The organism is Mycobacterium sp. pW045 (genome assembly GCF_041287085.1).
Lineage (GTDB): Bacteria > Actinomycetota > Actinomycetes > Mycobacteriales > Mycobacteriaceae > Mycobacterium > Mycobacterium algericum_A.
On record NZ_JBGGKU010000003.1, the window covers coordinates 83292 to 95871 of the forward strand.

9 protein-coding genes and 1 pseudogene are annotated in these 12580 nt (G+C 70.4%); 4 read left to right on the top strand and 6 right to left on the bottom strand.

What is annotated here, in order from left to right; translation table 11 throughout:
- Positions 1-22: 22 nt before the first annotated feature.
- On the top strand, positions 23-3490 hold the full coding sequence (locus tag ACAG20_RS05245; protein WP_370491799.1) for a PGRS repeat-containing protein: 3468 nt from the start codon (positions 23-25) through the stop codon (positions 3488-3490).
- A 657-nt stretch (positions 3491-4147) separates the two neighbouring features.
- On the opposite strand, the pseudogene ACAG20_RS05250 reads toward ACAG20_RS05245, so the two are convergent.
- Positions 4148-4282, bottom strand: a pseudogene (locus ACAG20_RS05250) (hypothetical protein); the annotation flags it as partial.
- A gap of 57 nt (positions 4283-4339) precedes the next feature.
- Positions 4340-5179, bottom strand: a complete 840-nt coding sequence (locus tag ACAG20_RS05255) for a dienelactone hydrolase family protein (RefSeq protein WP_370491800.1) — start codon at positions 5177-5179, stop codon at positions 4340-4342.
- 97 nt (positions 5180-5276) lie between these two features.
- Between ACAG20_RS05255 and glmS the strand changes: the two genes are divergently transcribed.
- Together glmS and ACAG20_RS05265 are read left to right on the top strand one after the other, a co-directional pair.
- Entirely contained in the window at positions 5277-7145 is a 1869-nt protein-coding gene (gene glmS, locus ACAG20_RS05260; protein WP_370491801.1) for a glutamine--fructose-6-phosphate transaminase (isomerizing), read from the top strand.
- A 12-nt stretch (positions 7146-7157) separates the two neighbouring features.
- Positions 7158-7712 carry a hypothetical protein gene (locus ACAG20_RS05265; protein WP_370491802.1) on the top strand — a complete coding sequence of 185 codons (555 nt, stop codon included), beginning with the start codon at positions 7158-7160 and terminating at the stop codon, positions 7710-7712.
- Between the two features lies 1 nt (position 7713).
- Here ACAG20_RS05265 and ACAG20_RS05270 read toward each other — a convergent pair whose 3' ends face one another.
- From ACAG20_RS05270 to ACAG20_RS05285, 4 genes are all read right to left on the bottom strand, one after another.
- Positions 7714-8451 (bottom strand): SDR family NAD(P)-dependent oxidoreductase, encoded by a 738-nt coding sequence (locus ACAG20_RS05270; RefSeq protein ID WP_370491803.1) that lies wholly within the window; start codon positions 8449-8451, stop codon positions 7714-7716.
- Entirely contained in the window at positions 8448-10385 is a 1938-nt protein-coding gene (locus ACAG20_RS05275) for a flavin-containing monooxygenase (RefSeq protein ID WP_370491804.1), read from the bottom strand. Before ACAG20_RS05275 ends, ACAG20_RS05270 begins: the two co-directional genes overlap by 4 nt.
- A 129-nt stretch (positions 10386-10514) precedes the next feature.
- Positions 10515-11252, bottom strand: a complete 738-nt coding sequence (locus ACAG20_RS05280; RefSeq protein ID WP_370491805.1) for a sensor domain-containing protein — start codon at positions 11250-11252, stop codon at positions 10515-10517.
- 261 nt (positions 11253-11513) lie between these two features.
- Positions 11514-12203, bottom strand: coding sequence for a sensor domain-containing protein (locus ACAG20_RS05285; RefSeq protein ID WP_370491806.1), 690 nt, complete (start codon positions 12201-12203; stop codon positions 11514-11516).
- Here ACAG20_RS05285 and ACAG20_RS05290 point away from each other — a divergent pair.
- Positions 12193-12369 (top strand): hypothetical protein, encoded by a 177-nt coding sequence (locus ACAG20_RS05290; protein ID WP_370491807.1) that lies wholly within the window; start codon positions 12193-12195, stop codon positions 12367-12369. The two genes, ACAG20_RS05285 and ACAG20_RS05290, sit on opposite strands and share 11 nt — an antisense overlap.
- Positions 12370-12580: the final 211 nt, after the last annotated feature.

Sequence of the window (12580 nt, forward strand, 5' to 3'; positions counted from 1 at the left end):
TTCACAGGAGAGGTGTTCGAAAATGAATCGTCGTCACACCAGCAGCCAGCGTGGCACTCAGCCCGGGCCGCGGCGCCATAGCCGAGTGGCCGGCGCCGGCAGCGCTGTCGCCGCGTTCTTGGCATTCGGCATGGCCCCGTTGGGGACCGCGCCCGCGGCGCAAGCCGACTTCGAAGATCTGCTCGACCTCGACTGGCTTTCCAGCATGTTCCAGTCGGACGTCGCCCCGTCGGACTTCAGTCTGGACCCCGGGCCTGCGGCGGACTTCGGCACGGACCTGCTCAACAATTTCTTCTATCTGCCGATCCACTCGATGCTCGAACTGTGGATCAACAACCCGCTCGGTGAGATGGTCAACGGTGCCATCAACTCCATGGCCGGGCTGTATCTGATCGGTGACGGTGCCGACGGAACGGCGCTCAATCCCGACGGCGGCGATGGTGGCCTGTGGTTCGGCGACGGCGGCGCCGGTTGGAGCAGCGACGCGGCCGGTGTCGCAGGTGGCGACGGCGGCAGCGCGCTCGGCTGGATCGGTAACGGCGGTGCCGGCGGCGACGGCGGCGCCGGTGCGGCCGGTGGTGACGGTGGTGCCGGTGGCTGGTTCATGGGCCACGGTGGTGCCGGCGGTGCCGGCGGCGACGCCATCACGGCCGGCTTCGCCGGTGGTGCCGGCGGCGACGGCGGTGCCTCGGTGGCCTGGTTCTTCGGTAACGGCGGTGTCGGTGGTGTCGGCGGTGACGGCGCTAATGGTTTGGCCGGCACCTTCGCCAACGGCGGCAGCGGCAACGGCACTAGCGGTGGCGCGGCCGGTGCCGGCGGTGACGGCGGACGCAGCGGGTACACCTTCGGCAACGGCGGCAGCGGCGGCGCGGCCGGGAAGGCCGGCGACGGTGGCGCGGCCGCTGACGGTGACGACACCCACCTCAACGGCGGTATGGGCGGCTCCGGTGGCGCCGGCGCCGCCGGCGGTATCGGGGGTGAGAAGTTCACCGGCTCCCTCGGCTCGGCCGGCCAGCTCGGTGCCAGTTCGGCCGGTGGTAACGGTGGCGCCGGCGGTGACGCGGCCAAGGACGACACCGGTGCCTTCCTCGGCAACGGCGGCCGTGGCGGATCGGGCGGCCAAGGCGGTGGCCAGAACTTCGGGGCGACGGCCGGCGCCGGAGCAGACGGCGGCGCCGGCGGTGCCGGTGGTGCCGGTATCAACGGTGGCATCGGCGGTAGCGGCGGTAGCGGTGGTAACGGCTTCGGGGCCGACGCCGGGGGTAACGGCGGCAACGGCGGCGCCGGTGGTGCCGCCACCGGTTCCGCGGGTGGACCGGGCACCGGCGGGGCCGGCGGCGCCGGTGGCACTGGCGGTGGCGGCAACGGCACCGGGGCAGCCGGTAACGGCGGTGCCGGCGGTGCCGGTGGTGCCGGTGCCACCAACGATGCCACTGTGCAGACCACCGGTGGAGCGGGCGGCGCCGGCGGTGGCGGCGGGTTCGGAAGCGGGGGCCCTGGAGGTAACGGCGGTAACGGCGGTGCCGGTGGTGTCGGGACCTTCGCCGGCGGCAACGGCGGCCGCGGGGGCGCCGGGCAGTACATGGCCGGTGGCGGCGGTAACGGTGGCGTCGGCGGTAACGCCACCGGCTGGAACAACGGCACCGGTGTCTACAGCCGGGGCGGCAACGGCGGTGCCGGCGGCAATGCCGGCGATGGGTCCGGCCTCCTGGGTGCTGACGGCGGTGTCGGCGGTGCCGGCGGTGCCGGTGGCGCCGGCGCGTCCACCGGTGTCAGCGTCGGCGGTAACGGTGGTGCCGGCGGTAACGGCGGTGCCGGCGGAGCCGGACTCACCGGCGACTCGACGAACGGCGGTAACGGCGGCGCCGGTGGTGCCGGCGGCAGCGGCACAGTCATCGGCGGTAACGGTGGGGCCGGCGGCGGCGGCGGTATCGGTGGCACGAACGGTGAGGCCGGTAACGGCGGTGCCGGTGGTGCGAGCAGTGGTACCGCGGCGGCGCCGGTCGACAACCCGCTCGGCATCGCAGCCGGTGACGGCCACGGCGGCAACGGCGGTAACGGTGGTTCCGGTGGTGGCCAGGGTGGCGCCGGCGGGGCCGGTGCCGGTACGGCCGACGGCGGTAACGGCGGTAACGGCGGCACCGGGGGCGGTGACGGCGGCACCGGCGGAGCGGCGACCGGCAGCGGTAACGGCGGCAATGGCGGTAACGGCGGCACCGGCGCGGCCGGAGCGGCCGGCGACGCCGGCACCACCAGCGACACCGCGGCCGGCGGTAAGGGCGGCGACGGCGCGGCCGGCAGCACCGGCGGCAAGGGCGGTGCCGGTGGTGCCGCGAACACCGGGAACGGTGGCCAAGGCGGTGACGGCGGCGACGGCGGTACCGGTGGCGCAGGTGGGGCCGGCGGTAACGGCGGCACCGATGCCAGCGGCAACGGCCTGGCCGGCGGTGACGGCGGTAAGGGCGGCGCGGCCGGCGCAGGTGGTGCGGCCGGCGCAGGTGGTGCGAGCACCAGCGGCACCGCCGGCAGCGCGGGAACCGTCGGACTCGACGGCACCGGCGGTCAGGGCGGCGCCGGCGGTAACGGCGGGGCCGGAGCGGACGGCACCGATGGTGCCAGCTCGGCGACCGGCACCGGCGGTAACGGCACCAACGGCGGCAACGGCGGAGCCGCCGGAAACGGCGGAGCCGGCGGCAGCTCGGGCACCGGTGCGGCCGGGTCCGGAGGCGTCGGCGGCACCGGCGGGGCCGCCGGAGCCGGTGGTGACGGCGGAGCCGGCGGCACGGGCCTGGACGGCGGCAATGGCGGCAACGGCGGGATCGGCGGTAAGGCCGGCGTCGGCGGTGCGGCCGGTACCAGCACCAGCGGGCCTGCCGGAAGTGCCGGGGCGGACGGCGACGGCGGGGCCGGCGGCGCCGGTGGCGCGGGTGGTGCCGGTGGTGATGGCGCTGCCGGTGTCAACAACTCCAATGCGGCCGGTGGCAACGGCAGTGCGGCCGGCGATGGCGGTAACGGCGGTAAGGGTGGAGCCGGCGGCACCTCGACGGGTGGTACCGGCGGTGCCGGCGGCGCCGGTGGTCTTGCCGGTACCGGTGGCACCGGCGGTGCCGGCGGCAATGGCGGCACCAGCGCCACCGGCGACGGCTTCGACGGCGGCAACGGTGGGGTCGGTGGCGCCGGCGGCGACGGCGGGACCGGCGGGACCGGCGGCAGCGGGGCCAGCGACGGCGCCGACGGCGCCGACCGCGCAGGCGGCGACGGTGGTGCCGGTGGTGCCGGCGGCAAGGGCGGCACTGCCCAAGGCAGTGACAACACCGGCGGTGACGGCGGCGACGGCGCGGACGGCGGTGACGGCGGTGACGGCGCCGGCGCTGCGCTCGGCGGTGCGGGCGGCGCTGGTGGAGCGGCCGGGGCCGGCGGTACCGGCACCGGCGGCGCCGCAAACGGCGCCCCCGGCGCCCCGGGCAACCCTGGTAACCCAGGCGCCTAGCCGACAGTTGAGAGCGACCACGGTCGCCGGGTCCGCAAGGATCCGGCGGCCGCGGTCGTTTCAGCGGGCCCTTGCCATCCCAGCCGCTGCCGAGCAGCACGCCCATGACCGACGCCGGCTCCCGCGTCGCGTCACTCTTCGGTGACTTGCGGTCCGACATCGAGATATCGCATGGCCGATCGCGACCGCCGGACCCCTGCCCGGCGGCCACGATCGTTTGCTAACGCCCTACTTGCTGCGCGGCGATCGTCTCCTCGGGTGGCCGCTCCCAGCGGCGGCAGCGCTACATGCTTGGCTGCGTCAACGTCCGTTCTCGCTGCGATCGTCGATCAAGCCCTGGATGAGCCGAACGATCTCCTGCTGGCCGGCCGCGGCCGCGTCGAACTTGCCGCGCATCTCGATAAACCCCTTGTCGACCCGGCCGAAGCGGTCGTTCACCTGGCTGAAGCGGTCGTTCATGTCCGCACGTAGCGCGTTGAAGGCGGCCACCGTGGCCCGACGAAAGTCGTGGAACTCCCCGCGGGACTCGGTGAATTCTCCGCGGAAGGCGCCGACCTCCCCGCGGAAGGCGCCGACCTCCCCGCGGAAGGTGCCGACCTCCCCGCGGAAGGTGCCGACCTCCCCGCGGAGATCTCGCAGCTCGCCCCCTAAATCGGCAACGTCACGGTCGGCGGCACCGGCGAGCACCCGGGCCGCCTGAGCGTCGTGCTCGCTGGCCCGCACCCGTCGATTCAATTCGCCGACTTGGGCTTCTAGTGCCGTGACGCGCTCCTCGATGTTCTCCGGCTCCATGACGGGCAGAATACCGCCGGACAATGCCGGGTGGGCGATAGTTATCCACAGGGCGCGCTACTTGAGCAGCGCGACGGCCTTCTCCTCGGGGCTCACCGGCTCCGGTAGCTCGTCGAGCACCTCGGTGCGCGGCAGCTGTACCTGTGGATCGGCGAACTCGGCGTAGGTCTTGTCGCCGACCAGCTGCGCCAGCAGGTATCCGGTGAGCAGCGCCCGCACCTGCCGCTGGGTCCGACGATCCGACGTCGGCAGCCCGAAGAATCCGGCCAGCCGGCGGCCTTTCGCCAGACCGGCCGGTGAGGCCTTCGTGATCACCCGCAGCGTCGCCGACGGCCACGCCCGCGCCAGCTCGACAGCATTGGAGCGCAGCGTCTTCGGGTCGCCGGGAGCGCCGAACACCACACCGGGCACATCCAGCGTCGTCGCCGCCAGCTCGGCGGCCGGGCTGGTGACCGCCGGAAAGATCGCCGCCACCGCTTTGGGTTGCACCGCCGACCCGGCCGCACCGAACACCGCCGCTGAACCGCCGAAGCCATGACCCGCCACCGCCAGCCGGTTGCGGTCCACGCTGATACGGCCCGGCCCCAACCGGATCTCCGTGGCGATCTCCAGGGCCCGGCCCAGGTCGGCGCCCAATTCCAGCACCGACGGCGCCAGCCCGCGTCCGGTGTCGGGCGCGGCCGCCACGATGCCCCACGACGCCAGATGCTCCAGCAGGCCCGCGTAGCGGTCGGCTCCAGTCAGCCAGTCGTGACCGAACGCCACGACGGGCAGCCGGTAACCGGACTCCGGGGTATAGACCACACCGGCAAGCCCGGCGTAGGCCAGGTCGCCGCGCAGCACGCGATGTGGGCCGGGCCGGGTCAGTGTGGTGTAGAGGCGCTTGATGCTGGCCATCCGATGACGTTAACGCACCGCGGACGACGGTGATCACGGCTTCGCTGACCTGCACGATTGTCTCGGTTTGCCCGGCAGTGCACTACCCTGAACAGCTATGTGCGGAATCGTCGGCTACGTCGGGCAACGCCCCGCTCGCGAGGTCGTCGTCGAGGCGCTGCGCCGTATGGAATACCGCGGCTACGACTCCGCCGGAATCGCCGTCGTCGACGGGATCGGGCAGCTGACCATCCGGCGCCGCGCCGGCCGGCTGGCCAACCTGGAAGCCGACTTGGCCGACACCGATCCGGCCCTGCTGGTCGGTGGCACCGGGTTGGGCCACACCCGTTGGGCCACCCACGGCCGGCCGACCGACCAGAACGCTCACCCGCACCGCGATGCCGCCTCCCAGTTCGCCGTGGTCCACAACGGCATCATCGAGAACTTCACTGCGCTGCGCGACGAGTTGGAGCGCGAGGGAGTGGAGTTCACCAGCGAAACCGACACCGAGGCGACCGTCCACCTGCTGGCCCGCGCGTACCGTCACGGCGACACCGCCGGAGACTTCGTGGCGTCGGCGCTGGCCGTGGTGCGCCGGCTGGAAGGCCACTTCACCGTGGTCTTCGCCCACGCCGACGAGCCCGGCACCATTGTGGCGGCGCGCCGGTCCACCCCGCTGGTGGTCGGGATCGGCGACGGTGAGATGTTCCTCGGCTCCGACGTGGCGGCGTTCATCCCCTACACCCGCAACGCGATCGAGCTCGGCCAGGATCAGGCGGTGGTGATCACCGCGGACGGCTACCGCATCACCGACTTCGCCGGCCAGGACATGACCGCCACTGCCCGCCCGTTTCATATCGACTGGGACCTGTCGGCCGCCGAGAAGGGCGGTTACGAGTACTTCATGCTCAAGGAGATCGCCGAGCAGCCCACCGCGGTGGCTGAGACGCTGCTCGGGCACTTCGAGGACGGCCGCATCGTGCTCGACGAGCAGCGCCTCTCCGATCAGGAGTTGCGTGAGATCGACAAGGTGTTCGTGGTGGCCTGCGGCACCGCCTACCACTCCGGCCTGCTGGCCAAGTACGCGATCGAGCACTGGACGCGGCTGCCGGTGGAGGTGGAACTCGCCAGCGAATTCCGCTACCGGGACCCGGTTTTGGACCGCAGCACCCTGGTGGTGGCGATCAGCCAGTCCGGCGAGACCGCCGACACCCTGGAAGCCGTCCGGCACGCCAAGGAACAGAAGGCGAAGGTGCTGGCGGTCTGCAACACCAACGGCTCGCAGATCCCGCGCGAGTGCGACGCGGTGATCTACACCCGCGCCGGGCCGGAGATCGGTGTCGCCTCGACGAAGACGTTCCTGGCGCAGATCACCGCGAACTATCTGGTCGGTCTGGCGCTGGCGCAGGCCCGGGGCACCAAATACCCCGACGAGGTTGAGCGCGAATACCTGCAGTTGGAGGCGATGCCCGAACTGGTGGCGCGCGTCCTGGAGGGCATCGACTCGGTGGCGGAGCTGGCGCGGCAGTTCGCGAAATCGAGTGCGGTGCTCTTTCTCGGCCGGCACGTCGGCTACCCGGTGGCGCTGGAAGGCGCCTTGAAGCTCAAAGAGCTGGCTTACATGCACGCCGAGGGTTTCGCCGCCGGCGAGCTCAAGCACGGCCCGATCGCGCTGATCGAGGACGACCTGCCGGTGATCGTGGTGATGCCGTCACCCAAGAACGCGGCGATGCTGCACTCGAAGCTGCTCTCCAACATCCGCGAGATCCAGGCCCGTGGCGCGGTCACCATCGTGATCGCCGAGGAGGGCGACGATACGGTACGGCCTTACGCCGACCACCTGATCGAGATCCCGGTTGTGCCAACGCTCTACCAGCCGCTGTTATCCACTATTCCGCTGCAGGTGTTCGCCGCCGGGGTCGCGCAGGCTCGCGGCTACGACGTCGACAAGCCGCGCAACCTGGCCAAGTCGGTCACGGTCGAATAAGGTCTGACCCACGTGGCGCGGTGGGCATTGGCAGTGGCGGTCACCTCGGCCGCTCTCCTGGTGACGGCGCCGGATTCCGTTGCTACACCGGTTTTCCCGGATGTCGACTCGCTGATCGACGACAGCGGACCGCTGCCCGATTCCGTCAGCGAGCTACCCAGGTTGCCCGCGGTGGCCTTCGTCACCGACTCGGGACTGGTCTGCCGGACGCGGCAGGGCAAGTTAACCCATGAGATCAACTGTGCGGGCGACATCCCGGGGGCACCGCCCGATGCCGGGGCCGTGCAGTTGCCCGGTGTCTACGGGAAGTCAAGTGTGCCCGCCCGTTTCGTGCCCACACCACCGCCAGACCCGAGCGCCGGGCCGTCACCGGCGGTGAGGCTTCCGGTGGGCCACAAGATCGCGTTCTGGGATCTCTCACCCGCCCAGTCGATGGTCTGCGGGACTCCGCCGTCCACCGACGTGGTCTGCGTGCTCAAAGAACCCCAGGTTGCCCGCAGCGTGTACAACGGTCCGGTCGCGATCCACGGGTTCGTCATCGCCGCACCGCAGAGCTGGGTCTTCTAGCTCACGGATGCCGGGCGGTGACGCCGCCGTCGACGACGAGTTGGGTGCCGGTGACGAACGAGGCCCGCGGCGACATCAGAAACGCCACCGCCGCAGCCACCTCGGCTGGCTGCCCGATACGGCCCAGCGGTGCGGCGGCGACGAAACCGGCCGCGACCTCCTCGACGTCGAGTGCGATCTGCAGCATCGGAGTCTCGATGAAGCCCGGGCAGACCGCGTTGACTCGGATCCCGGCCGGGCCCAACTGCGCGGCCATCGACCGGGTCAGCCCCAGCAGGCCCGCCTTGGATGCGCAGTAGGCCGGGATGAAGGGGTTGGCGGTCAGGCCCTCGATGCTGGAGATACCGACCACCGCCGGGCTACCGCCGGCGCGGGCGACCGCCTCCAGATGTGGCAGCATCAGCTGCACCAGCATCGCCTGGGCGCGCAGGTTGACATCCATGACGGCATCCCAGGATTCGCCGGTGTAGGCGCCCACCGGCTCGGGCAGCACCCGCCCGGCAGCGTGCACCAGTCCGTCGATGCCGTCGAGCGCATCGGCCGCGGCCGCGACCGCGGCGGGCAGCGCGGCATCGTCGCAGACGTCGACTACCGCGCCCGGCACGGCCATCCGATCGGCCACCTCGAGAACCCCGGGAGCGATGTCCCACAACGCAACCCGGCGTCCATCGGCGATCAGTGCCTCGGCGCACGCCCGGCCGATTCCCGATGCGGCACCGGTGATGACGACTCCGCTCACTTCACCGCTCCTTTGCAGATGACGAACTGTGACCAGTCCGGTTCTCGCACCATCGCCCAGTACTCGTCGAGCCGCCAGGGACTCACGGTGTGGATCTCGCCGTCGGCGTTCTTGAAGTAGGAGTGCTTGACCGCCGGATGTGCCCACACCGTGTTCTTGATGCCCTGCTGCGTGACCCGATGCCATTCGGCGGCCGCCTGAGCGGTCGGCTCGATGCAGTGCAGTCGCTCGTCGGCGAGTTTGGCCAGGCAGGCGTCGATGTAGCGCATCTGCAACTCGGAGTTGAAGATCAGGCTGCCGCCGTGTGCCAGGTGCGCCCCGGGGCCGTAGAGCAGGAAGAAATTCGGGAACCCGGGCACGGTGATGCCCAGGTAGGCATAAGGCCGACTGCCCCACATCGCATGCAGATCGATGCCGTCGCGGCCGGTGACGCGCATCGGCCACAACACATCGGTATGCCGAAACCCAGTGGCGTAGACGATCACATCCACCTCGTGGTGGACACCGTCTTCGGTCCGGACGCCGTCGGGCGTGAGCGCGCGTATCGGGGTGCGGACCAGGTCGACATTGTCGCGTTGCAGCGTCTTGAGCCAGCTGCCGTTGTCCTGCAGGGTGCGTTTGCCGGTGGCCGGATAGTCCGGCAGCACCTTGGCCAACAGCTCCTCGTCGTCGCCGACCTGATCGGTGATCCAGGCGGTGAACATCTGCCGGGCCAGCGCGTTGATCTCGCTGACGGCGTAGTCCTGGTCGGGATAGTCCGGGTCCACCCGGGCAGCCTCCAGGCCCTTGTCGGCACCGGGCCACAGCAGCAGAAACCGGTACCAGCGGCCGTAGAACGGCAGATGCTGCAGTGCCCAGCGCACCCCGTCGTGGACCGCGTCGTGATACATCGGGTTGGGGAACATCCACTGTGCGGTGCGCTGGAACACCGTGAGGCGCTCCACTTTTCCCGCGATTGCCGGTGCGATCTGGAATCCGCTGGCGCCCGCCCCGATCAGCGCCACCCGCTTGCCGGTCACGTCGACGCTGTGGTCCCAGGCCGCGGAGTGAAATGCTCGACCGGCGAAGCTGGCTGCGCCGTCCAGCTCGGGCAGGTGTGGGCGGTTGAGCTGCCCGACTGCCGTGATCACCGCGCGTGCGGTCATCGTCGACGCCGCCCCGTCGGCGGTGCGCGTCGTCAACGTCCAGATTCCGGTGTCGTCATCCCAGGCGGCGTCGGTGACCTCGGTGTTCCACCGGATATGCTTGCCCAGCTCGTGTTTGGCGATCAGATCGGTGAAATACGCTCGCAGCTCCGGCTGTTCGGCGAAGTAGTGGCCCCAGTTGTTGTTGGGTTCGAAGCTGAAGCAGTAGAAGTGGTTGGCGACGTCCACGCGGGCGCCCGGGTAATCATTCTCCCACCATGTGCCGCCCGGCCCGGGGTTCTTCTCGACGATGGTGAAGGGAATACCGGCCTGCGCCAGCCGGATTCCGGCCAGCACACCCGACTCGCCGCAGCCGATCACCACGGTGGGCAGCTGCGCGGCGCGCTCGGGATCCAGCGGCGTGGGTCGGCGCGGGTCGACACCGCACAGGTCGAGTTCCTCGGCGAGCAGACCCAGGTAGGCATCCGGCACGGTCTCGCAGGCCGCCCAGTCGATCATCTCCTTGATCAGCTCGTCGGGCAGCGGCGCGTGCGGCGGGCAGCCCCGGTCGCGATAGTCGACGATCGCCGCCAGCGCCTCGGCGCGGGCGCGGGCCTTGTCGTCGGCGGACATGAATCCTTGGATCTCGTTGAGGAAGATGCCGTTCTGCTTGAACTCCCGGATGAAGCGCGGGTCGCCGGTGATGTGCACGCACGACAGCAGCAGGGTCGGGATACTCACCTGCTCCAGGGCGGCGGCGATGTCGGGGGTCGGCGTGTTGAACGGCTGCCCGGCGTAGCGGCTGCGCACCAAACTCGACCCCTTCCCTCTATTCGCTACCATGCGTTGCGAAATTGGTTCGGACGATACGTGACATACCGCGGTTGATCAAGGACGGGCGCTGGAAGTCAGCACGACGATCCAGCGGGGCGTGCCAACTCACGCTGCGGCGTCGATCTTCTGGGTGATCGAGTTGAGGATGGTCTGTGCCGCCGCTGTCGGATCGGTGCGTCCACATGCTGCGGCGCGGACAGCAACGTTGTTGCGTACGCTCAGCAGGTGTCGACATGACCAGTCGGGTCCGAGGGCGCTGATGGCGGTGGTGGCGACTACACCCTCGGAGACGGTGACCTCGCCGATGACCCAGATCTGGTCCGTCAATTCCTTCGCACTGACGGGATGGCCGTTGACAATACGGCGGGCGCACTTGCGCCAAGCAGCGCTCTGCTTGCTGTAAAAGGCACGGGCAGCGTCCGCTTGGGGGAAAATGGTCACCGACAGCCCAACACGGTTGGTGAATCTGGGCGCATTGATGTCGGGCGGGTTGCTCCAGTGTTGCCAGCGGATGGCAGTCCAGCCGGAGCCCAGGTAGGCGCGCGAGGCGACGGAGACGACTCCTTGGCAATCGACATCCACCAGATCTTCGACGTCGATGTTTTCGCCGCGAGCGACGACGTCGATGCCGGGAGCGCCCACCGAGGACGAGATGAAGCCCCGGTCCGGCAGCAGGCCGTCGAGCGCCGACACCGGTACCGGTGCGTGACCGGCCGGCGCCGATGTCTTCGCCGGTGCTGGCTTCGATGTTGCGGTGGGGGTTCGCGCGATCCCGTTCTGGTCGCGGCCGACCAAGATCACGGTGACCAACACCGCCGTCAACACGCAGACCAGGCCCAGCAACAGCCATATCAGCGGTCGGTTGCCGCGCGGCGGCGGAGGCGGCGGCCCCGGCGGCCAGTGAGGCGGGAACCCGCTGCCCGCCGGCGGGAACGCGGCGCCCGGTGGCGGAAACGGGCCGCCCGATGGTGGGATGGGCCCGGTGCCGGGCGCAAACCACGTCCGGTCGTAGGGATCGGGTGGCAACCGCTGCGGTTGGTTCATCGCACCCCTCAGTGTCGGTCGCGACTGAACGCTTAACCGGCGTCGCAGCCGCGCATCAACCTACGCCGCCGCGTCGACCTTCGCGGTGATCGCGTCGATGATGTCCCGGGCTGCCGTGCTCGGCGTGGTTTCGCCGCAGATGTTGACCTGGGCGACGATATTGTTGCGCAACGCCATCGTGCTCTGGCACGACCAGGCGCCGCCGCCCTCGGCGATCACAACGGTGCTGAGCACGTCGTCGGCATCGATGACCTTGCCGACGGTCCAGAATGAGTCTGCGGCATTCTCCGAGTTCGTTATCCGCAAGTTGACGATGCGCCCCGCACACGACTGCCAGGCGGCGCGCTGTTTGGTGTAGAACGCCTGAGCGGACTCCGAAGACGGATAGCTCACCGCCGACATCAGCAGTGAACGCACCAACGTTTCGGGCGCGATTTCGGGGGGACTGTTCCAGGCCTGCCAGCGGACGCTGCTCCAGCCCGAACCTGCATAGACCGGGTTAGCGGCGATGAAGTCGGTCGCCTGGCAGCTGGCATCCACCGCGGTCGGCGGAAACATGGCGTCGCCCTTGTCGACTAAGCCCAGCCCTGGTTCCGCGGCGGCGCTACGGATGAGCTCCTTGTCCGGAAACAGTTCGTCGAGAGCGGAGACGGGCACCGGTGACCGGTCGGAGGCCGCCGACGACGATTTCGTGGTCGATTGCGGGCTCTCGTGTTGATCACGGCCGACGAGGGTCACGGTGAGCACCACCGCGATCACTGTCAGCACGCAGACCAGACCCGCCAACAGCCAGATCATCCGGCGGTTGCCCGGCGGCGGGGGAGCCGGCGGCCCCGGTGGCCAGGCTGGCGGGAACGGGCCGCCCGGTGCCGGCGCGATGGGTGCGTTGGTCGGCGTCTGCCGCGTCGGATCGTAGGGATTGCGGGTCGGGCGGTGCGGTTCGTTCATCGGTGGCCCTTCATCCCATCGGCGCCGGGTCGCAGCTGGATCGTCACATCCTCGGGAGACGTTATCAGCGCATGGTGCGGATCACCGCCGTCATCCGGCACCCGGCAGGGCCGCCGACTGCGCCACGCTCCTCGGCCAAGTCGACGCCAGCCGCCGCACCCGGAAAGTAGCCTGACACT

What these genes read in the sequence shown, in the direction of transcription:
- glmS (WP_370491801.1), top strand. Translation starts at nt 5,277, where the DNA reads ATGTGCGGAATCGTCGGCTACGTCGGGCAACGCCCCGCTCGCGAGGTC.
- ACAG20_RS05245 (WP_370491799.1), top strand. Translation starts at nt 23, where the DNA reads ATGAATCGTCGTCACACCAGCAGCCAGCGTGGCACTCAGCCCGGGCCG.
- ACAG20_RS05255 (WP_370491800.1), bottom strand. Translation starts at nt 5,179, where the DNA reads ATGGCCAGCATCAAGCGCCTCTACACCACACTGACCCGGCCCGGCCCA.